This window comes from Pseudomonas hormoni (genome assembly GCF_018502625.1).
Classification (GTDB): domain Bacteria; phylum Pseudomonadota; class Gammaproteobacteria; order Pseudomonadales; family Pseudomonadaceae; genus Aquipseudomonas; species Aquipseudomonas hormoni.
Genome location: NZ_CP075566.1, coordinates 4644693 through 4665420, shown reverse-complemented (window position 1 = coordinate 4665420; position 20728 = coordinate 4644693). Strand labels below are relative to the sequence as shown.

Genomic DNA, 20728 nt, shown 5'->3' with positions numbered 1-20728 from the left:
GGTGAACTTCTGATTAATCGTCGACTTCTATAGCGGTAAGCAACAAAAAAAACCTTACGAAATCGTTCGGAAAAGGATGTTTCTAATGAAGCGACTATTCTGCTTGGCCGCGATTGCGGCCGCACTGATGGGGCATAGTTTTACCGCACAGGCGGCAGGCGTGGAGTTCGCGGTCGGCCAGACCAGCGAGTCGACCATGACCTATCGACTGGGCATGCAATTCGATTGGGACAAGAGCTGGCTGCAGAGTGATGTCGGTCGCCTGACCGGTTACTGGAGTGGCGCCTACACCTACTGGGACGGCGACGAGGCCTCCAGCAACCACAGCCTGTCGTTCTCGCCGGTGTTTGTTTATGAGTTTGCCGGTCAGAACGTCAAACCCTATGTAGAACTCGGGGTGGGCGTGGCGTTGTTCGCCAATACCGAAGTCGAAAACAATCAACTTGGCAGTGCCTTTCAGTTCGAAGACCGGTTCGGCTTCGGCCTGCGTTTTGCGGGCGGGCATGAAGTCGGGATTCGCGCGACGCACTATTCCAATGCGGGGCTCAGCAGTCCGAACAATGGTGTAGAAAGTTACGCGCTGCACTACACGATGCCGTTGTAACGTCAAAAGCTTCGCGGGCAAACCTCGTTCCTACAGGTGCACCGTTCTACCTGTAGGAGCGAGGTTTGCCCGCGAAGGCGTCAGACCAGACAACACATCTCTAAACTAACGATACGCCGTGGTAATCCCCTGGCGTTCTTCGATGCACTCCGGTGCGCCCATCTCGAATTCCCGGCAAATCAGCGGGCGTTTCTCGTAGATCGTGCACATCATGCTGTTGCGATCCAGCGCGGCACACCAGCCGTCGTCCAGACGCAGCATGACTTCCCCACCCCAATCATCGGTATCGATAAATCGTTCGGGCACACCCGTGTCGGTGATCAGCATGACTTCGAGCTGGCAGCAGCAGGCTGCGCAGGTCGAGCAGGTGACCGCCGGCTCGGCGATTTGTGTGTGGGGTATGGTCTTCATGGCGCGCAGTGTAAGTCAGTCGGCCGGCGCTGTGTGAAAGGCCTGACGGACGCTCAACCGTAGGTGTCGGACGCCGCCAACCGCTGGGCCATGAAATGCAACGTAGGAAGCAGCAGCGCCCAGAGTAATCCGATGCCGATCAGGGTCGGTGCCTGGCCGTAAGGGAATTGCACCCCGGCCAGTTGTCCTCCCGCGTAATACGACAACGGTCCACCCACGGCGCCCAGCAGGCTGCCCAGCCACCAGGGCGTTGCGGTCCATTGCAGGCAATGGCGCAATGTCGTTGCCAGCAGCGCCCATAACAGCATCAGCCATAGAGGAATCAGCGGCACGACATCGTTGAACTCGAACACCCCCAGCCAGTGCAATGAACTGTCGACGGTCGTGCCCAGCACCACCACGCTGAGAATCAGCCGGCCTTCGTCCGCCCAACGACTTATCCACAGCAGATGAATCACCAAAGCGCCCAGCGCCACCAACAACCACAAACTGTTGCCGCCGATCACGCAGGCAAGCCAGCCGAGCTGGAACAGCGCAGCGTTGGCCAGGCGTTCAAGCATCGAAGCGGCCGAGCAGAGGCGCGGTCATTGCCGACGGTTTGGCCAGCAGCAACTGCGCCGTGCCGATGGTGCGCTCCAGGAAGCCACCTTCGCAGTAGCACAGGTAAAACTCCCACAGCCGGAGGAAATAATCGTCGTAGCCCAATTCGCTCAAGCGACCTTGGGCACGGCGAAAGTTCTCATGCCACAGGCGCAAGGTTCGCGCGTAGTGCAGGCCGAAATCCTCCATGTGCAGCAAGTTCATGTCGGTGTCGCGGCTGACGATCTCGAGCATTTTCTGCACGCAGGGCAGGGCGCCGCCGGGGAAGATGTAGCGCTGAATGAAATCGACGCTGCCCTTGGCCTGCTCGTAGCGCTGCTCGCGGATGGTGATCGCCTGCAACAGCATCAAGCCATTGCTCTTGAGCAAGTGCGCACACTGCTTGAAGTAGGTCGGCAGAAAGCGATGGCCCACGGCTTCGATCATCTCGATCGACACCAGTTTGTCGTACTGCCCGGTGAGGTCGCGGTAATCCTTGAGCAACAACGTGACCTGGTCTTGCAGACCCAAGGCGTCGATCCGTTGCGCGGTAAAGGCGTACTGCTCTTTGGACAGCGTGGTGGTGGTGACTTTGCAGCCATAATGCTGCGCCGCGTACAGCGCCATGCTGCCCCACCCGGTGCCGATTTCCAGCAGGTGATCGCTGGGTTTGAGGTCGAGCTTCTGGCAGATCCGTTCCAGTTTGTTCAACTGCGCCTGTTCCAGGCTGTCCTCGGGACTCAGGAATTGTGCTGCCGAATACATCATGGTCGGGTCGAGAAACTGTTCGAACAGATCGTTGCCGAGGTCGTAGTGCGCGGCGATGTTTTTTTGCGAACCCTTGCGTGTGTTGCGGTTGAGCCAGTGCAACCCTTGAACGAACGGCCGACCGAGTTTCGCCAGGCCGCCTTCCAGCGCATCCAGCACTTCAAGGTTACTGACGAACACGCGAACCACCGCCGTCAGGTCCGGCGAACTCCAGTAACCGTGGATAAACGCCTCACCTGCGCCGATCGAACCGTTGCTCGCCACCAGTCCCCACGCCGCAGCGTCGAGGATGTGAATCTCCCCCAGCAAATGACTGCCAGCGGTGCCGAAGACATGCCGCTCGCCGTCCTCGACGACCACCAGTTGCCCGTGCTTGAGGTGCGCCAGTTGCCGCAGCACACCGCGACGCAGCAACGTCCCGGTCAGACCGTTGGTGCTGAACAGCGTGGCTTTGGCCGAGACACTAGAGGATTTCATGGTGGCGATCCTTGGGCGGAACGGTGGCGGTTTGAAAGCTGCCATCGGCAGCTTGATGAGCAAATATCGGCGCGCGTTTGAGCAGCAGGCGCAGGGCTTGCCAATAAATCGCCAGACAGGTTTTCGCGGTCATCCACGGAAAGCGCCGCAAGTAACGGTGCAGGCTGGCGCGACTCAGGGCCTCGCGTTTCAGGTTGAGCGTGGCGTCGAACAGCTTCAGTTCGCCCTGCCAGTCGGCCATGTGCACGCCAAGCTTTTTCGCGACCGGGCTGAAGCTCATGCGGTGTTCGAGATCGCGGGGGAGAAACGGCGACACATGAAACGCCTTGGCCACGGCGAAATGCTGATGGAAGTCGCGCAGGTCCTCCGGCGTCCTGGCCGGCAACACGTAGTGATAACGCTCGCGCCACGGGGTATTGGTGACTTCGGCAAGAATCGCCGCCAGTTGACCGTCGGCTTCGTAACAATAGAAAAAACTCACCGGGTTGAACGCCAGGCCCCAACTGCGAGGCTGGGTCAGCAGGCAGACCGAGCCTTGTGGTGCATGACCAATGGCCTGGCGAACCTGCTCGCGCACCGCGTCGATCAGGCGCATGCCGTTGCCGGTGAAGGCTTTGAGGTAGTCGCTTTCGCGAAACGAAAACGGCGAGAAACGGCGATTGCCCGAGAGTGGCGATAGCCCGAGTACCGCGTCCTGTTCGTCGAGATCGAGGTACAGCAGGCCGATCCGGTAGCGGAATTCATGGCGCCTTGGGGCAAACCGCCGATGGGCGATCCAGCCGCTGTAGAGGGCGCTGTTCACAGCACTTCCCCGAACGAGCGGGCCACGCGCAACGCGCTGACCACGCCATCTTCATGGAAACCGTTGGCCCAGTAGGCGCCGCAATAAAAGCTGTGTTGCGCGCCGTTCAATTCTTCCCAGCGCGCCTGCGCGGCCACTGCCGCCAGGCTGTATTGCGGATGGGCGTAGGTGAATCGGCCGAGCACCATGGACGGGCTGATGCCGGCGCTCTGGTTGAGGCTGACGCAGAACGTGGTGTCGCTCTGGATGCCTTGCAGGATATTCATGTCGTAGGTCACGGCGGCCAGCGTATGGCCGGCGCCGCCGAGGCGGTAATTCCAGCTGGCCCAGGCGAGTGCGCGCGACGGCAGCAGGCGTGTGTCGGTGTGCAGCACCACTTCGTTGTCGGCGTAGGGCAGGGCGCCGAGGATCGACCGTTCGGCATCGCTCGGTGTGGCCAGCAGTTTCAGTGCCTGATCGCTGTGGCAGGCGAACACCACTTTGTCGAAGTGTTCGCTGCCGGCGCTGCTGTGGATCACAACGCCATCGGCATCGCGCTCGACGCGTATCACCGGACAGTTGAGGCGGATCTTCTGGTTAAAGGTTGCAGTCAACGGTGCGATGTAAGCACTCGAACCGCCCTCGATCACCCGCCATTGCGGGCGATTGTTGACCGACAGCAAACCGTGATTGTTGAAAAACCGCACAAAGAATTGCAGCGGAAAATTCAGCATCTCGGCCATCGGCATCGACCAGATCGCCGCGCCCATCGGCACGATGTAATGCAGGATGAACCGCTCGCCGTAACCACCGGCATTGAGGTATTCATCGAGCGTGGTGTGCGCCGCGATCCGGCCTTCGGACAGGTCGGACTGAGCGCGTTTGTTGAAACGCAGAATGTCCCGCAGCATGCCCCAGAACCCCGGCGACAGCAGATTGCGGCGCTGGGCGAACAGGCTGTTGAGGTTGTTGCCGTTGTACTCGAGGCCACTGTCCGGGTCGGTGACCGAGAAACTCATCTCTGTCGCTTTGAAACCGACGCCGATCTGGCCCAGCAGGCGAATGAAATTCGGGTAGGTCCAGTCGTTGAACACAATGAACCCGGTGTCCACGGCATGGTGCTCGCCATCGACTTTCACGTCCACGGTGTGGGTATGACCGCCGACCCGGTCGCCGGCCTCGAACAGGGTGATCTCGTGGCTGCGATTCAGCAGGTAAGCGCTGGTCAGGCCCGAGATGCCGCTGCCGATGATGGCGATGTTCACGGCACGTCCTTGATCGGCGGACTGCTGCGCACCATACGTTTGCCGATGGCGAGCTTCACCCGGTTGGGCATTTTCGACAGCGGCCAGAGCGCCGCCATGAACAGCGCCGGGAACGCGATCTCCAGTGGCCGATGCTTCAGTTTGGTGAAGATGTGTCGCGCTGCTTTGCCCACCGGCCAACTGAGCGGCATCGGGAAATCGTTCTTCGCCGTCAGCGGTGTGTCGACAAACCCCGGGCTGACCACGGTGACTTCGATGCCTTCGGGCGCGAGGTCAATGCGCAACGATTCGAACAGATAACGCAGCCCGGCCTTCGAGGCACCATACGCCTCGGCGCGTGGCAGCGGCAAGTAAGTCACCGAACTGGCGACGCCCACCAGATGCGGTGCGAGGCCTTTGCGCAACAGCGGCAGCGCCGCTTCGATGCAGTAACTGCTGGCCAGCAGATTGGTGCGCACCACGTGCTCGACGAGCGACGAATCGAACTGCTGAACGTCGACGTATTCGCAGGTGCCGGCATTGAGAATCACCGTATCCAGCGAGCCCCAGTCATGGGCGATTTGCTCGCCGATTTCGCGCACGGTCTGGCTGTTGGTCAGGTCTCCCGCGACCACCAGCACTTGCCCGGGATAGCGTTGCGACAAGACTTTCAGCGGCGCCAGCGAGCGCGAACTGACCGCCAGGTGGGCACCGGTTTTCAGAATTTCCTCGGCCAGCGCGGCGCCAATGCCGCTGCTGGCTCCGGTCAGCCAATATCGTCGTGGAGGTGTAAGGCTCATCCCATTCTCCTTTTCAGCCAGGCGATTGCCCGGCCCAATACGGGTACATGTTCGTAGAGCAGTGCCCCGGCATCGAAGTAATCCCGGTGGCGATAAACCTTGTCACGCCAGCGCAGGTGCGAGCAGCCATCCACCCGAATCAAGCCCCCGCCGGCAAGGCGCGGATGGCGGTAGCTCATGACCCAGCGCAGATAACCTTCGCCTTCGCCGATCTGGTCGAAGCCGTGAAAATCGAAACGCAGTTCGCTGACGTTGGCGTAGAGCTCACTGAAATAGCTGTGCAATTGCCCGATGCCCTGTACGTCGTGCAGCGGATCGGTGAAGTGCACGTCGGCGGCGTACAGCTCATTCAGGCGCTGCAGGTTGTCTTTGTTGAGTTCGCCAAACTGCCGGGCGAAGCGCCGCAGAAAATCACTCATAGCTCCCTCCGGCATCTTGTCGCGATGGCAGGTTTTTGAACGCGGCCAACGCGCGCGCGCGACTCGTACTTAGATTGACGATTGGCGACGGATAACCTGCCACCCCGAACAAACCGCCAAGGTTCGCCGGGTTGTGCAGGTCTTTCTTGTTCAGCCCGGCCAGCTCCGGCAGCCAGTGCTTGATGAACAGGCCTTCGCTGTCGAATTTTTCCGATTGGCTGAGCGGGTTGAAAATCCGGAAGTAGGGCGCCGAGTCGGTGCCGGTGGACGAACTCCACTGCCAGCCGCCGTTGTTCGCCGCGAGGTCGCCATCGATCAGGTGCCGCATGAAAAAACGTTCGCCTTCACGCCAGTCGATCAGCAGGTTCTTGGTGAGGAACATCGCCACCACCATGCGCAAACGGTTGTGCATCCAGCCGGTTTCGAGCAGTTGGCGCATCGCCGCGTCGATGATCGGCAGGCCGGTGCGCGCTTCTTGCCAGGCCGCCAGTTCGTCGGGGGCGTCGCGCCAGGCCAGGGCTTCGGTTTCCGGGCGGAAGGCGCGGTGGCGAGAGACGCGTGGGTAGCCCACCAGAATGTGTTTGTAGAACTCGCGCCAGAGCAATTCGTTGATCCAGGTGACGGCGCCGACTTTGCCGCTTTCGAACTCGCCTTGGTTGCTTTGCAGGGCGGCGTGCAAGCATTGGCGCGGGGAAATGACGCCGGCCGCGAGGTAGGCCGAGAGCTGGCTGGTGCCGGGTTTGGCCGGGAAGTCGCGCTCACTTTTGTAGTAGTCGATCTGCGCATCGGCGAAGGTGTCGAGACGGCGTCGGGCTTCGATTTCACCGGCGGGCCAGAGTGCGCGCAAGGTCTCGCTCGGCGTGTCGAAGCCTGCAACGCTTGAAGGGATTTCATCGCTGTCGACGGTCAGCCGCGATTGAGCCATGGGCGCGCTCACCAGGCTCGGCAGTGAGCTGTGCAGGCGGTCGTAGCACACTTTGCGGAACTGACTGAAGACCTGGAAGTACGTGCCGGTCTTGGTCAGCACGGTGCCGGGCTTGAACAGCAACTGATCGAGGTAGCTATAAAAGTCGATGCCTTGGGTTTTCAGTGCGTCGGCCACCGCCGCATCACGCCGGCTTTCGTGAATGCCGTACTCCTCGTTGACGTGCACCGCGTCGATCTTCAACTGCTGGCACAGATCGAGCAGAACCTTCGGCGCTTCATCCCAGCGAGCGGCGGTGCGGATCAGCAACGGGATGTTCAACTCGCCGAGTGCGCGGCTCAGTTCACGGAGGTTGCGCAGCCAGAAATCCACTTTGCACGGCGCGTCGTCATGCTCGCGCCATTGTTCCGGGCTCAACAGGTACACCGCCACGCTCGGTCCCCGGGAAGCGGCGGCCGAGAGGGCGGTGTTGTCATGTAGGCGCAAGTCGCTGCGCAGCCAGATCAATTGCATGGTGGTGTCCGTACGATTCTTTTAAATAAGCCCGCGCTGAACCAGGTCCTGATGCGCCGATAACGGATCTTCGGCCAGGAACAAGTCAGCAATCTCTGTAGTTTTTACGGACAACTCGGCGTGGTGGATGCACACCGTTGGTCCGGCAATCATTTTTGGGCAACTGACGCCGTTGAAAAGTTTCGGCAGCTGCGCAAGGTTCATGGCTTTGCTGGAATACAGCAGTACGCCGCGAGCTTGCAGGTGATCGACCGCCAGTGCGAGCTCGCCCGACGGCAACGGCCAGTCGAACACTTCCACCGGGCAATCGGCGCTGCTGATCAACCACGCGGTGAGCCACAGATGGGGTTCCAGCGGCAGGTCGGAGTGATTGATCAACAGCAGCGGAGCGGTGCGCAACTGACGGTTGTTATGGTAGATGCGCGCGCCGAATTTGCTGCGTAACCAGGAGTGAAAAAACACGCGCTCCATCTGCGCGCCAAACTGGCCCTGCCAGCGTTGTTCAAGTTCGGCGAGCAACGGCATCAGCAGTTGTTCGCACAAGGTCCGTGGCGGGTACAACGCGATCGCCTGGTTGACGGTGTCATCGAGGGTGCGTTCGTTGAGTTGAGTGACCGCTTGCAGCAGCGTGTTGCACAGCACCTGCCAATCGTTTTCGACTGATTCGCTAAAGGCTTGCGGGGTGTCGAGCAGTTGCTTGACCTGGCTGACGGCCACGCCGCGATTGAGCCAGGTGAGGATCGTCAGGATGCGTTGCACGTGTTCGGCGCTGAACAGCCGATGCCCTTTCGGCGTGCGTTGCGGCACGATCAAACCGTAACGCCGTTCCCAGGCACGCAAGGTCACGGCGTTGACGCCGGTCTGCCGGGCCACTTCACGAATCGGCAGCCAGCCTTCATCGAGGGCTTTTTTGAAGTCGGCGCCGAGGTCTTCGCGGGCACTGGTGTCGAGTGGGGTTTTCATCAGATCGCGTTTCGCAGGCTAAGGTTTTCCGGATGCGGTTGCAGGTAAACCTGTTGCGCAATGTACGGGTCCGGGTGTTGGCGAAAATGATGTTTGAGCAACGTGAGCGGCACCACCAGCGGCACGATGCCGTGGCGATACTGGCCGATGACGTGCTGCACTTCCTGTTTGTCGTCAGCGCTGATGACTTGCTTGAGGTAACCACTGATGTGTTGCAGAACATTGGTGTGAGTGCGGCGCGTGGCGCACTTCTTCAAGGCCGCCATCAGTTCGCTGAAATAGCGTGGGCCGAGTTCTTGCGGATCGATCTGGCCCATGTTGCCCAGCAGATTGCCCAGGGTTTTGTACTGCACCGGGTTATGGGCCATCAGCAGGTATTTGTAGCGCGAATGAAATTCCGTCAGTGCGCGGCGAGTCAGGCCCGCTTGCAACAACTGTTGCCAGGCGCTGTAGGCGAAGACGCGGGTGAGGAAGTTTTCCCGCAGCACCGGGTCGTTGAGCCGGCCGTCTTCTTCCACCGGCAGGTCCGGGTACAGCGCGCAGAAAGCCTGGGCATAGATGCCTCGGCCACCCCCATCCACCGGCGCACCGTTGGCGTGGTAGACCTTGACCCGATCCAGTCCGCACGATGGCGATTTCTGCATGAAGATGTAGCCGCAGATATCGTCCAGCTCGGCGGCCATCTGCCGGGCGTAATCGGCCAGCGGCCGGGTGACATTCAGTTCGGGGTGAACAGTGCCGAGGGCTTCCGGGTGTTCAGCGTCGCCGACCAGCCGGATAGGCTGGCGAGGAATGCCCAGGCCGATGGCGACTTCCGGGCACACCGGGAGGAAATCGAAATACTCAGTGAGGGTGCGGCTGCACAGCCGCGATTCCTTGTGCCCGCCATTGAAACGCACCTCGGCGCCCATCAGGCAGGCACTGATGGCGATTTTCGGTTTCGCGCTGGCGTGGGGCATCGGAGCACCTCGAATCTAAACCTGTACAGAATTCAATTTCTGTACAACATGACTCCATCATAGATTCAAAGGTGTACAAGTCAAATTATTTGTATAGGTTTTTCGCCGCATCGCTCTCCTACAGGATCTAGTTCCAGCCCGAGATCCAGGTGTCGCGGTTTTTCAAGGTTTGCCAACTCAGGCGTTGGTTGCGCTGGGTCAGTACCGCCTGCAATTCGACGTCCAGCACCGTGCCTTCCTCGTCGCGGAACAGCTCGGTGACCAGAAAATGTTTTTCGCGGTTTTGCGGGTGGGCTGCTGTCCATTTCGACAGCAGCAATTTGCTCGGATTGATGCGGTTCATTGCAAGTGTTCATGCAGGCGGCGGGCGGCTTCCTGTCCGCTGAGCCATGCACCTTCGACGCGGCCCGACAGGCACCAGTCGCCACACGCGTAAAGGCCCAGGTCGGCATCGGCCAGGGTGCCCCATTCATGGCTGCTGGCGGGGCGGGCGTAGAGCCAGCGGTGGGCGAGGCTGAACGTGGGCGCCGGCATCGCGCTGTGGAGCAGTTCGGCGAACGCGCCATGCAATTGCTCGATCACGGCTTCTTTGGGCAGGTCGATGTGTTGCCGGCTCCAGGCACTCGTTGCGTGCAGCACCCAGGTGTCCATCGTGTTGTCACGCCCCGGTTTGCTGCGGTTGCGCGCCAGCCAGTCGAGCGGGCTGTCCTGCACGAAGCAGCCTTCCATGGGGGTGTCCAGCGGTGTATCGAAGGCCAGTGCGACCGCCCAGGTCGGGTCCATTTTTACCCCGGCAGCGGCGCCGGCGAGCTTCGGCGCGGAGGCCAGCAGGGCAGTCGCCTGAGGCGCGGGCGTGGCGACGATGACGTGACTGAATGGGCCATGGGTGAAACCCTCGGCGTCCTGCAGATGCCAGTGCTCTTCACCCCGATAGACCTCGGTGATGCGGCAGGCGAACTGCACTTGCGAATCGCCGATCAGGCCGCGAGTGATGGCGCTCATGCGCGGCGTGCCGACCCAGCGCGTCTGTTCGTCCGGCGACAGATTGAGCTGGCCGCCGTGGAAGGTGTAGAGCAGCGGCGTCCACTCGGCGACCCAGCCGTTGGCTTGCCAGCGTTGGACTTCCGTGACGAAGCGGCGATCGCGGGCAGTGAAATATTGCGCGCCCATGTCCAGAGCCCCCGCGTCGCTGCGCTTGCTCGACATGCGTCCGCCACTGCCGCGGCTTTTATCGAAAAGTTGAACGACATGCCCGGCCTCCGCAAGGGCCTGGGCGGCTGAGAGTCCGGCGATGCCGGTGCCGATGATTGCGATGGGTACAGTCATAGGGGCCTCGTTTACCTTTCTGTACAGACTACGCCGTGGATGAAACCTGTACAATATTGTTTTTCGGTATAACTTTTAGCGTTCTCGTTCTGACAGCTTGGCCTATTGTTATCAACAGAGCCTGCCCGATATCAAAGATCCCTGCTTATAAAAATAGACTAGTGATCAGGGTAAAACGCCACGCGAGGAAGAAGTCATGCACATATTGCTGACCGGCGGTACTGGTTTGATAGGACGTCAACTCTGCCGACACTGGTTGAGCCAGGGACATCGTCTGACGGTATGGAGTCGGACACCTGAAAAAGTCGCAAAAATCTGCGGTGCAGAAGTTCGTGGTATCGCGCGGCTGGAAGACCTCGGACAAGAACCGGTGGACGCGATTATCAACCTGGCGGGTGCCCCGATTGCCGACCGACCCTGGACGACCAAGCGCAAAGCCTTGCTCTGGAGCAGTCGCATTACCCTGACCGAAACCCTGCTGGCCTGGTTCGAAACCCGCGAACAGAAACCGCAGGTGTTGATCTCCGGCTCCGCCGTGGGCTGGTACGGCGACGGTGGCGAGCGGGAATTGACTGAAGAATCTCCACCCGTCATCGACGATTTCGCCAGTCAGTTGTGCATTGCCTGGGAAGAAACCGCACAACGTGCCGAGGCCTTGGGCATTCGCGTGATCCTGATTCGCACGGGGTTGGTGTTGTCCGCCGAGGGCGGCTTTTTGTCGCGGCTGTTGTTGCCTTTCAAACTGGCGCTGGGCGGGCCTCTTGGCGATGGTCGGCAGTGGATGCCGTGGATCCATATCAAGGATCAAATCGCCGTGATTGATTTTCTTCTGCATCAGAAAGACGCCAGCGGTCCTTATAATGCCTGCGCACCCAAACCGGTGCGCAATCGTGAGTTTGCCAGCACGCTGGGCGCCGTGCTGCATCGCCCGGCATTCATGCCCATGCCGGCCCTGGCGTTGAAGGTGTGTCTGGGCGAGTTGTCATTGCTGTTGCTGGGCGGCCAGAAAGCCGTGCCGGCGCGTTTGCTGAAAGCGGGTTTCACATTCCAGTTCACTGATTTGCGCGCGGCCCTGGACGACCTGTCCAGCCGCCTTTGAAATAGGACGTTGCATGACCGATCACGCGTTGCTTCTGGTCAACCTGGGTTCACCTGCCTCCACCTCGGTGGCGGATGTGCGCAGCTACCTCAATCAATTTCTGATGGACCCGTATGTGATCGACCTGCCGTGGCCGGTGCGACGCTTGCTGGTCTCGCTGATTCTGATCAAGCGCCCGGAGCAGTCGGCCCACGCCTACGCCTCGATCTGGTGGGAGGAGGGCTCGCCGCTGGTGGTACTCAGCCGTCGCTTGCAGCAGGCCATGGCCACACAGTGGACCCACGGGCCGGTGGAACTGGCAATGCGTTACGGCGAGCCGTCAATTGAATCGAAACTGGTGCAGCTCGCTGCCCAGGGCCACAAGAAAATTACCCTCGCGCCGCTTTATCCACAGTTCGCCGACAGCACCGTAACTACGGTGATCGAGGAAGCCCTGCGGGTCGTGCGGGAGAAGCAACTCGACGTGCAGTTCTCGATTCTCCAGCCGTTCTACGATCAGCCGGAATACCTCGATGCGTTGGTGACCAGCGCCAGGCCTCATCTGGAGCAGGATCATGATCACCTGCTGCTGAGCTTCCACGGTTTGCCGGAGCGGCACCTGACCAAGATCGATCCGACAGGGCATCATTGTTTCAAAGGCGATAATTGCTGCCAGAACGCTTCACCAGAAGTACTGGCGACGTGTTACCGCGCCCAATGCCTGCGCACGGCGTCCGAGTTTGCCAAGCGCATGGGCTTGCAGGATGGCAAGTGGTCAGTGTCGTTTCAGTCGCGATTGGGTCGGGCGAAATGGATCGAACCCTACACCGAAGCGCGCCTCGATGAACTGGCGGGAATGGGCGTGAAGAAGGTGTTGGTGATGTGCCCGGCGTTCGTTGCCGATTGCATCGAGACGCTTGAGGAAATCGGCGATCGTGGGAGAGAACTGTTCCGCGAAGCGGGGGGAGATGAGTTGGTGCTGGTGCCGTGTCTCAATGATGATCCGCAGTGGGCGCGGGCGTTGAACACTTTGTGCGAAAGAGCGCCATTGGCGCTGTAATTAGCACCACTGTGGCGAGGGAGCTTGCTCCCGCTGGGTCGCGAAGCGGCCCCAAAATTCTCGCAGTCGATGAGGATTTTGTGAGTGCTGCGCACTCAAGCGGGACGGTGCGGCGATCCGACAAGCTCCCTCGCCACAGGGTGTCGCGTCAAGGTTTAGAGCAGCGGCTCATCCGCCTTCTTGTGCTTCCAGCTGTCATTCCCCGGCAGCAACAGGTTCAGCGCAATCGCCACCACCGCGCACAGCGCGATGCCTTTGAGGCCGAAGTCATCCGGGCCGGTGCCGGTGCCGACCAGCACACCGCCAATCCCGAACACCAGCGTCACCGACACAATCACCAGATTGCGCGCTTCGCCCAGGTCGATCTTGTGGCGAATCAGGGTGTTCATCCCCACCGCTGCAATCGAACCGAACAACAGGCACAGAATCCCGCCCATCACCGGCACCGGAATGCTTTGCAGCAGCGCGCCGAACTTGCCGATGAACGCCAGGCTGATGGCAAAGATCGCCGCCCAGGTCATGATTTTCGGGTTGTAGTTCTTGGTCAGCATCACCGCGCCCGTCACTTCGGCGTACGTGGTGTTGGGCGGACCGCCGAACAAACCGGCTGCAGTGGTGGCAATGCCGTCGCCGAGCAGGGTGCGGTGCAGGCCGGGCTTTTTCAGGTAGTCGCGACCGGTCACGCTACCGACGGCGATCACGCCGCCGATGTGCTCGATGGCTGGAGCCAGGGCTACCGGAACGATGAACAGAATCGCCTGCCAGTTGAATTCCGGCGCGGTGAAGTTCGGGATCGCGAACCACGGTGCAGCGGCAATCTTCGCGGTATCAACCACGCCGAAATAGAACGCCATCGCAAAACCTACCAGCACGCCGGAGATGATCGGCACCAGGCGGAAAATGCCTTTGCCGAACACGGCGACGATCAGGGTGGTCAGCAGCGCTGGCATCGAGATCAGCATGGCGGTCTGATAATGAATCAGCTCGCTACCATCGCCAGCCTTGCCCATCGCCATGTTGGCGGCGATCGGCGCCATGGCCAGGCCGATCGAGATGATCACCGGACCAATCACCACCGGTGGCAGCAAGCGGTCGATGAAGCCGGTGCCTTTGATCTTCACGGCGAGGCCGAGGAAGGTGTAGACGAAACCGGCCGCCATCACGCCGCCCATGGTCGCCGCAAGGCCGAACTGGCCCTTGGCGAGAATGATCGGGGTGATGAAGGCGAAGCTCGATGCGAGAAACACTGGCACCTGACGCCCGGTGACGATCTGGAACAGAATCGTCCCCAGGCCCGCCGTGAACAGCGCCACGTTCGGGTCGAGGCCGGTAATCAGCGGCATCAACACCAGTGCGCCGAACGCCACGAACAGCATCTGGGCGCCGGACAGCACCGTGCGCCAGAGCGGATCGTTGAACTCTTGCTGCATGGTCACGCGTCCTTCTGCTTGGTGCCGAAGATCTTGTCACCGGCATCGCCCAGGCCGGGGATGATGTAACCGTGTTCGTTCAGTTTTTCGTCAATGGAAGCGGTGTAGATGGTCACGTCCGGGTGAGCCTTCTCCACGGCGGCGATGCCTTCCGGCGCGGCAACCAGCACCATGGCGCGGATGTCACGGCAACCGGCTTTTTTCAGCAGGTCGATGGTGGCGACCATGGAACTGCCGGTGGCGAGCATCGGGTCGATGATCATTGCCAGGCGTTCGTTGATTTCCGGAACCAGTTTTTCCAGGTAGGTGTGGGCTTGCAGCGTCTGTTCGTTGCGGGCCACGCCCACGGCGCTGACTTTGGCGCCCGGGATCAGGCTGAGCACGCCTTCGAGCATGCCGATACCGGCGCGCAGGATCGGCACCACGGTAATCTTCTTGCCGGCGATTTTCTCGACCGACACGGTGCCGCACCAGCCTTCGATGTCGTAGGATTCCAGGGGCAGGTCTTTGGTGGCTTCATAGGTCAAAAGGGCGCCGACTTCCTGAGCGAGCTCACGGAAATTCTTGGTGCTGATGTCTGCGCGGCGCATTAGGCCAAGTTTATGACGGATCAGCGGATGGCGGATCTCGAGGATGGGCATGGGAAAGGCTCCGGCGGCGGGCAAAAAAACCGGCCTAGATTAATCTATCCGAGGGTGTTGTCCTATAGACATAGAGTACGTTAGTCCACAAACGCTTGATCTGGCCGTGCGGGATGCGTACCTTTGCCCGCTTTTCCCGAATCCCGTCCCCCCTGGAGAGCGCCATGTCCGCTGATCTCGAGCATATCCGTCAAATCATGCGAGAGGCTGACTGCCTGTACACCGAAGCTGAAGTCGAGGCGGCCATCGCCCGCGTCGGTGCGCACATCAACGAACAACTGGCTGACACAAATCCGGTGGTGTTCTGTGTGATGAACGGCGGCCTGATTTTCGCCGGCAAGCTGCTCACCCACCTGCAATTCCCGCTGGAAGCGTCCTACCTGCACGCCACCCGCTATCGCAACGAAACCAGCGGCGGCGACCTGTTCTGGAAAGCCAAGCCTGAAGTGTCGTTCATCGACCGTGACGTGCTGATCATCGACGACATCCTCGACGAAGGTCACACCTTGGGCGCGATCATCGACTTCTGCAAACACGCTGGCGCGCGCAAGGTGCACACCGCCGTGCTGATCGACAAGGACCACGACCGCAAGGCTCGCCCGGACCTGAAAGCCGATTTCGTCGGCCTGCCGTGCATTGACCGTTACATCTTCGGTTACGGCATGGACTACAAAGGCTACTGGCGTAATGCCAATGGAATTTTCGCCGTTAAAGGGATGTAAGCAATGAGCGGGCCGAGCTTTCTTGATCAATCCTTGTTCAATGAATTGGCCGGGAAGGCTGCGGCAAATCCGCGTGGACGGCAGCATCACAACTTCCATCAGATGGAAGAGGCTTGCCATCGCATGGCGGTGGGTTTGCAGCCGTCCACGTACATCCCGCCTCATCGGCATCTGGGGGACAACAAGGCTGAAACCTTGTTGGTCCTCAAAGGGCGGCTTGGCGTGCTGATTTTCGATGAGGCCGGTGTGGTGGTGCGCAAGCAAATCCTGCAGGCCGGTGGCGACTGTGTGGGTGTCGACCTGCCCACCGGAGTGTTTCATGGTTTGGTGGTGCTGGAAGCCGACAGTCTGATGTTCGAGTGCAAGGCCGGGCCTTATCGCCCGGTTGGCGAAGGTGAGCTTGCTCACTGGGCGCCGCGTGAAGGCGAGCCGGGTGTGGCCGAGTACCAGGCCTGGATGCGCGCTCAGTTCGATTGATACACCCCCCTGTGGGAGCGAGCCTGCTCGCGATAGCGGTCTATCTGACAACGTTATGTTGGATGTGCCGACGCTATCGCGAGCAGGCTCGCTCCCACAATGGATCGTGTTCACAGATCCACTTCCATGTACACATGCTAGAGTGCTCGGCCCCGCCCTCCGGAGCCTGTCATGAGCCTTTTGATCCGCAGTTGCGCCGCCCTGTTGCTGACCCTCAGCCTGCCCCTGGCCGCCGCGCCGGCACCGATGCATGCGCAGTTCCTGCCGCCGGATGACCTGACCCTGCGTGACGCCGAACCCGAGCAGCAACAACTGCTGCAGGTCACCGAATATTCGGTAGTGGTCGGCAGTCAGCGCCAGTCCACCCAGCAGCCGATCCCGGTGACGTCTCCGCTGCTGATCCGCCTCAAGGGCAAATCCTTGAACAAGGGCGCGACCATCAATCAGGTGCTGGTCAACTTCGATGGCGAAAGCAAAAGCCTGAAAAAGCCGATCTACGACAACAAGACCAAAACCCTGACGCTGTTTTATCCGATGGCGCAGTACCGCGTGGTGATCGACTTGTTGCGCAATGACACGGTGTATTGTCAGTTCCTCAGCTACGCCAATGGTCATGTCTGGGCCGATCTGCACACCGGCGCCGTTCGTCCGCGTTGAGCCTGGCGGCCAGTGAGGGGTAAACTGCCCGCCCCGTGAAATGTCTGCGAGCTGGAGTCGGCAATGCGTAAAGATAAGAAGCAAGTGATTGGTGACGAGATCGGCGATGAGCAGATCAAGTTGTTTCTCGATTTCGAACCGGTCGACGCCACTTCGCCGTCCCTGCACAAACTGATCAAGGCTTACCGTGGCCTGCGCATCGACGACTTCGAGCGTTTTCTGACGTTCTTTGTTGAAGCCGGTCTGGATTTGAACGGCAAGGATGAGCACGGCAATGACTTTGTGACCCTGATCAAGGATCAGCGCAACGCGGCCGAGTACATCGAGCTGATCGACAAAGCTCGCGGCTGATCCAGGCTTTGTGGCGAGGGAGCTTGCTCCCGCTTGAGCGCGCAGCGCTCACAAAATCTACGCCGTTCGCAGAATTTTGGGGCCGCTTCGCAGCCCAGCGGGAGCAAGCTCCCTCGCCACAGGGATTGTTTCACCGGCATAAAAAAACGCCCCGCTCTCAATGAGAACGGGGCGTTTTTTATGCGCGACGATCAAGCGTAGCTTGGGGTCTCGCTGCTTTCTTCAACCAGTTCCAGCGCGATGTTGTTCTGCGTATTGATCTTGCGATACAGCGCAGCATCGGTTTCCAGAACCTTTTCACGGGCCGGGAAGATTTCCGCCAGTTTGGCAGCCCACTCGCCGGACGCTTTGGTCGGGAAGCATTTCTCGATCAGCTCCAGCATGATGGAAACGGTCACCGACGCGCCTGGCGAAGCGCCGAGCAGTGCCGCAAGGGAACCGTCCTTGGCCGCGACCAGTTCGGTGCCGAACTGCAGGACGCCGCCCTTTTTCGGGTCTTTCTTGATGATTTGCACCCGTTGGCCGGCCACTTCCAGGCGCCAGTCTTCGGCTTTCGCTTCAGGGTAGAAACGACGCAGGGAATCCAGGCGTTGCTCCATCGACTGCATCACTTCGCTGACCAGGTACTTGGTCAGGTCCATGTTGTTTTTCGCCACGGCCAGCATCGGGCCGATGTTGCCGGCACGTACCGACATCGGCAGGTCCATGAAGGAGCCGTGCTTGAGGAACTTGGTGGTGAAGCCGGCATAAGGTCCGAACAGCAGAGACTTCTTGCCATCGACCACGCGGGTATCCAGGTGCGGCACGGACATCGGTGGCGAGCCCACGGCGGCCTGGCTATACACCTTGGCCTGGTGGTGTTTGACCACTTCCGGGTTGTCGCAACGCAGCCACTGGCCACTGATCGGGAAGCCGCCGAAGCCTTTGCTTTCTTCGATGCCCGAGGCTTGCAGCAACGGCAATGCCGCACCGCCCGCGCCGAGGAAGACGAACTTCGCGTCGACTTCGCGGGAGTTTCCGCTGTTGACGTCCTTGATGCTGACGGTCCAGCCGCCGTTGTTACGCTTCAGGCCTGTCACGCGCTTGCAGTACTTGACCTGGGCATCGGGTGCGCTGGTCAGGTGCTTGAGCAATTGGTTGGTCAACGCGCCGAAGTTGACGTCGGTGCCGTTCATCACGCGGGTGGCGGCGATGACTTCGTCAGCCGGACGACCAGGCATCATCAATGGCATCCAATCCGCCATTTTTGCCTTGTCTTCGGTGTATTCCATGTCGGAGAAGGCGTGGTGCTTGCTCAGCACGTTGAAGCGTTCCTTGAGGAAGGACACGCCGCTGTCACCTTGCACGAAGCTCAGGTGCGGGACCGGGCTGATGAAGGACTTGCACGAACCGAAGGTGCCTTTTTTGGTCAGGTACGACCAGAACTGCTTCGACACCTCGAACTGGGTGTTGATATGCACGGCTTTCTTGATGTCGACGGTGCCGTCGGCGGCCTGCGGCGTGTAATTGAGCTCACACAGCCCGGCGTGACCGGTACCGGCGTTGTTCCACGGGTTCGAACTCTCCGCGGCACCGGAATCCATCAGCTCGACGACTTCCAGCTTGATCGCGGGGTCGAGCTCTTTGAGCAGTACTGCGAGGGTGGCACTCATGATGCCGGCCCCAACCAGTACTACGTCGACTGCTTCGTTATGCGCCATTTAACGCGTCTCCAAAATCTGCAGCACCAAATTGTCGGCATGGCTGCCAGGCGTTCCGGGGCGAGTCAGTGATGCCCCTGGTACTCATGGCAGTGTCGCCATGTCCGAATCTTCGCAATTTATCGCAACTTCGACGGAGGCTACCGGCCGGGTCAATGAGGTCTATGAACTCATTTCAACGCGCGACTGGCAATTCGACTTATGGTCGAGACATCCGTTTGTGCAACCAAATCCGTAGCGGACAGGCTTCAGGCTCCGGTGTTCGAGGAATACTCGGTCCTGTGTCGTTGGGCTGTTCCAGACGCTAATGGTGCATATTCAGACGCAAAACTATTCATTTGCTCGCCACACTCTTGTGAAGTTGTGAAAACCCGTTTTTTTCACGCTCTTTTGAAGACGTGAACCTCAAAAAAGGGCTGCCCCAGCCTGGCACCGTGCCCGGATGGATTGCCGCCATGGGATACATGACAGGCAAAACGGGCAAACAGCTCAGTGACCGAGCGTAATGACAGCTCTGCAGATTCGCGAAAAGTGGGGGTTTTGCTCAAGGAACAGCAAGCGCGCCAGCTTCACTCGATCTGTGTGGGCGGCTCTCTGTGGGCGGTGCGGGGTGCCAATACCGAAGCATTGACGATGCTGCGAGGCCCGATCAGGAGACGTCCTTATAATCGGGGGGAGATTGTATCTAAGAAACGCAGGGAAATGGGCGTGTTTAATGACTTTTATTAGGCGTCTGGTCAGCTGGCCAACAGCTGCTGCGCCCGCGCGCGCGGTTGGTGCTGGCTGACACGGGCGCTGGCGGGCAGGGGATGGTGCAGCCAGTTGAGGCGAATTTCTTCGATTTCGACCCAGCCATCGCCCATCGGCTGCAGGCTGCACTGCTTGAATGCCTGGCAATGACCATTGCGGTCGAGCAGGGCGAAGCAGCGATGCAATGGGCGTGGAGCAAACAGCGAGATCAGGTGGCGCATGGCAAAGTACCTTGAAGGGGTGACTGCCGTGAAGGTTGTCAGAGCGCCGTGACATGCAAGTGTATGGGCGGTGACATCTGTGTGACAGGAACCGGCTTCCCAAGGGTTTGTCAGACATTTCAGTATTCACTGCGAGGTGCTAGTTAGCGACGATGGCGCACCGCTATACTGCCGGCCTGTTTGTGCCTGATTCTGGAGAGAAGAGCATGTTGCAACGCCTGTTGTTCGGTTTGATCACTGTGACCAGTTTGACCCTGGTTGGCTGCGCCCACAGCCCGCAACAACTGAACCCGGAACCCAAGCTCACGACTCAGCTGGCGCCGGTCGGCCATGGTCAGCCAGTGGTGGTGCGTGTGGTGGACGGTCGTCCTTCGCCAACCCTGGGCACCCGTGGCGGTCTGTATCCGGAGACCAGTGCGATCACGGTGCAGGGCGCGCAGATCCTGCCGAAGTTGCAGGCCCAGGCCGAAGCGGCCGTGCGTTTGCTGGGCTTTACCCCGACATCCAATGCGATGAATGCTCCGCAACTGACGGTGACCCTGGCCGAGCTGAAGTATCAGTCGCCGAAGGAAGGCATGTACGTGACCGAGGCAACCATCGGCGCGACCTTCCGCTCCGACGTACAGAACGCCAACCGCCGCTACAGCGGACGTTATGGTGCGTCGCTGGATCAGCGTTTTGGCATGGCGCCAAATCAGGAAACCAACACCAAGCTGGTCAGCGATGTGTTGAGCGACGCGTTGACGCGTCTGTTCAAGGACCCGACGATTGGTCAGATTCTCGGCGAGTAATTTTCGCTGGATTGAAAAAAGCCCGGTGCCAGCAATGGCTCCGGGCTTTTTTGTGCCTGCTTATTTTGGTGGGCCTGCCGC

24 protein-coding genes are annotated in these 20728 nt (G+C 60.1%); 8 read left to right on the top strand and 16 right to left on the bottom strand.

Annotation, left to right across the window (positions count from 1 at the left end; translation table 11 throughout):
• Positions 1 to 85 precede the first annotated feature (85 nt).
• Positions 86 to 604, top strand: a complete 519-nt coding sequence (locus KJF94_RS21700; RefSeq protein ID WP_214378664.1) for an acyloxyacyl hydrolase — start codon at positions 86 to 88, stop codon at positions 602 to 604.
• A 105-nt stretch (positions 605 to 709) separates the two neighbouring features.
• Here KJF94_RS21700 and KJF94_RS21695 read toward each other — a convergent pair whose 3' ends face one another.
• The 12 genes from KJF94_RS21695 to KJF94_RS21640 form a co-directional block, all read right to left on the bottom strand.
• On the bottom strand, positions 710 to 1015 hold the full coding sequence (locus KJF94_RS21695) for a YkgJ family cysteine cluster protein (RefSeq protein ID WP_150633078.1): 306 nt from the start codon (positions 1013 to 1015) through the stop codon (positions 710 to 712).
• A gap of 53 nt (positions 1016 to 1068) precedes the next feature.
• Positions 1069 to 1575 carry a DUF2878 domain-containing protein gene (locus tag KJF94_RS21690; protein WP_214378661.1) on the bottom strand — a complete coding sequence of 169 codons (507 nt, stop codon included), beginning with the start codon at positions 1573 to 1575 and terminating at the stop codon, positions 1069 to 1071.
• On the bottom strand, positions 1568 to 2839 hold the full coding sequence (locus KJF94_RS21685; RefSeq protein WP_214378659.1) for an SAM-dependent methyltransferase: 1272 nt from the start codon (positions 2837 to 2839) through the stop codon (positions 1568 to 1570). The genes KJF94_RS21690 and KJF94_RS21685 overlap by 8 nt, the downstream gene beginning before the upstream one ends.
• Complete coding sequence (locus KJF94_RS21680) at positions 2826 to 3641, bottom strand: DUF1365 domain-containing protein (protein ID WP_214378657.1); 816 nt, start codon at positions 3639 to 3641, stop codon at positions 2826 to 2828. The genes KJF94_RS21685 and KJF94_RS21680 overlap by 14 nt, the downstream gene beginning before the upstream one ends.
• On the bottom strand, positions 3638 to 4885 hold the full coding sequence (locus tag KJF94_RS21675; RefSeq protein WP_214378655.1) for an NAD(P)/FAD-dependent oxidoreductase: 1248 nt from the start codon (positions 4883 to 4885) through the stop codon (positions 3638 to 3640). Before KJF94_RS21675 ends, KJF94_RS21680 begins: the two co-directional genes overlap by 4 nt.
• Positions 4882 to 5664 (bottom strand): SDR family NAD(P)-dependent oxidoreductase, encoded by a 783-nt coding sequence (locus KJF94_RS21670; RefSeq protein WP_214378653.1) that lies wholly within the window; start codon positions 5662 to 5664, stop codon positions 4882 to 4884. The genes KJF94_RS21675 and KJF94_RS21670 overlap by 4 nt, the downstream gene beginning before the upstream one ends.
• A complete protein-coding gene (locus KJF94_RS21665) occupies positions 5661 to 6083 on the bottom strand; it encodes a nuclear transport factor 2 family protein (RefSeq protein WP_214378651.1) in 423 nt (140 codons plus the stop codon). The genes KJF94_RS21670 and KJF94_RS21665 overlap by 4 nt, the downstream gene beginning before the upstream one ends.
• Complete coding sequence (gene phrB, locus KJF94_RS21660) at positions 6076 to 7521, bottom strand: deoxyribodipyrimidine photo-lyase (protein ID WP_214378649.1); 1446 nt, start codon at positions 7519 to 7521, stop codon at positions 6076 to 6078. The genes KJF94_RS21665 and phrB overlap by 8 nt, the downstream gene beginning before the upstream one ends.
• 21 nt (positions 7522 to 7542) lie before the next feature.
• On the bottom strand, positions 7543 to 8484 hold the full coding sequence (locus KJF94_RS21655; RefSeq protein ID WP_214378647.1) for a MerR family transcriptional regulator: 942 nt from the start codon (positions 8482 to 8484) through the stop codon (positions 7543 to 7545).
• Complete coding sequence (locus tag KJF94_RS21650; protein WP_214378645.1) at positions 8484 to 9443, bottom strand: YbgA family protein; 960 nt, start codon at positions 9441 to 9443, stop codon at positions 8484 to 8486. The genes KJF94_RS21655 and KJF94_RS21650 overlap by 1 nt, the downstream gene beginning before the upstream one ends.
• A 127-nt stretch (positions 9444 to 9570) precedes the next feature.
• Entirely contained in the window at positions 9571 to 9786 is a 216-nt protein-coding gene (locus KJF94_RS21645; RefSeq protein WP_214378644.1) for a TIGR02450 family Trp-rich protein, read from the bottom strand.
• Positions 9783 to 10769, bottom strand: a complete 987-nt coding sequence (locus KJF94_RS21640) for an NAD(P)/FAD-dependent oxidoreductase (protein ID WP_214378642.1) — start codon at positions 10767 to 10769, stop codon at positions 9783 to 9785. Before KJF94_RS21640 ends, KJF94_RS21645 begins: the two co-directional genes overlap by 4 nt.
• Before the next feature lie 196 nt (positions 10770 to 10965).
• On the opposite strand from KJF94_RS21640, the gene KJF94_RS21635 reads away from it, so the two are divergent.
• Together KJF94_RS21635 and hemH are read left to right on the top strand one after the other, a co-directional pair.
• Complete coding sequence (locus KJF94_RS21635) at positions 10966 to 11868, top strand: TIGR01777 family oxidoreductase (protein ID WP_214378640.1); 903 nt, start codon at positions 10966 to 10968, stop codon at positions 11866 to 11868.
• A gap of 13 nt (positions 11869 to 11881) precedes the next feature.
• Positions 11882 to 12907, top strand: coding sequence for a ferrochelatase (gene hemH / locus KJF94_RS21630; RefSeq protein ID WP_214378638.1), 1026 nt, complete (start codon positions 11882 to 11884; stop codon positions 12905 to 12907).
• A 155-nt stretch (positions 12908 to 13062) separates the two neighbouring features.
• Here the strand turns inward: hemH and KJF94_RS21625 are convergent, their stop codons facing one another.
• Both KJF94_RS21625 and upp read right to left on the bottom strand, forming a co-directional pair.
• Positions 13063 to 14337 carry a uracil-xanthine permease family protein gene (locus tag KJF94_RS21625; protein WP_008025891.1) on the bottom strand — a complete coding sequence of 425 codons (1275 nt, stop codon included), beginning with the start codon at positions 14335 to 14337 and terminating at the stop codon, positions 13063 to 13065.
• Between the two features lie 2 nt (positions 14338 to 14339).
• The gene (gene upp, locus KJF94_RS21620; RefSeq protein WP_008025893.1) at positions 14340 to 14978 is read right to left on the bottom strand and encodes a uracil phosphoribosyltransferase; all 639 of its coding nucleotides are present in this window, start codon (positions 14976 to 14978) and stop codon (positions 14340 to 14342) included.
• Positions 14979 to 15142: 164 nt separating this feature from the next.
• On the opposite strand from upp, the gene KJF94_RS21615 reads away from it, so the two are divergent.
• The 4 genes from KJF94_RS21615 to KJF94_RS21600 all read left to right on the top strand — a co-directional run bounded on the left by KJF94_RS21615 (position 15143) and on the right by KJF94_RS21600 (position 17185).
• Entirely contained in the window at positions 15143 to 15700 is a 558-nt protein-coding gene (locus KJF94_RS21615; protein ID WP_109634772.1) for a hypoxanthine-guanine phosphoribosyltransferase, read from the top strand.
• Between the two features lie 3 nt (positions 15701 to 15703).
• Positions 15704 to 16177, top strand: a complete 474-nt coding sequence (locus tag KJF94_RS21610) for a WbuC family cupin fold metalloprotein (protein ID WP_214378636.1) — start codon at positions 15704 to 15706, stop codon at positions 16175 to 16177.
• 171 nt (positions 16178 to 16348) lie between these two features.
• Complete coding sequence (locus tag KJF94_RS21605) at positions 16349 to 16834, top strand: hypothetical protein (protein ID WP_214378635.1); 486 nt, start codon at positions 16349 to 16351, stop codon at positions 16832 to 16834.
• Positions 16835 to 16897: 63 nt separating this feature from the next.
• Complete coding sequence (locus tag KJF94_RS21600) at positions 16898 to 17185, top strand: PA4642 family protein (RefSeq protein WP_084320437.1); 288 nt, start codon at positions 16898 to 16900, stop codon at positions 17183 to 17185.
• 191 nt (positions 17186 to 17376) lie between these two features.
• Here the strand turns inward: KJF94_RS21600 and mqo are convergent, their stop codons facing one another.
• Positions 17377 to 18885, bottom strand: coding sequence for a malate dehydrogenase (quinone) (mqo, locus tag KJF94_RS21595; protein WP_214378633.1), 1509 nt, complete (start codon positions 18883 to 18885; stop codon positions 17377 to 17379).
• 737 nt (positions 18886 to 19622) lie between these two features.
• Positions 19623 to 19856, bottom strand: coding sequence for a hypothetical protein (locus tag KJF94_RS21590; RefSeq protein WP_214378631.1), 234 nt, complete (start codon positions 19854 to 19856; stop codon positions 19623 to 19625).
• A gap of 206 nt (positions 19857 to 20062) precedes the next feature.
• On the opposite strand from KJF94_RS21590, the gene KJF94_RS21585 reads away from it, so the two are divergent.
• Positions 20063 to 20647, top strand: a complete 585-nt coding sequence (locus tag KJF94_RS21585) for a YajG family lipoprotein (RefSeq protein WP_214378629.1) — start codon at positions 20063 to 20065, stop codon at positions 20645 to 20647.
• The last annotated feature ends 81 nt before the right edge of the window (positions 20648 to 20728 follow it).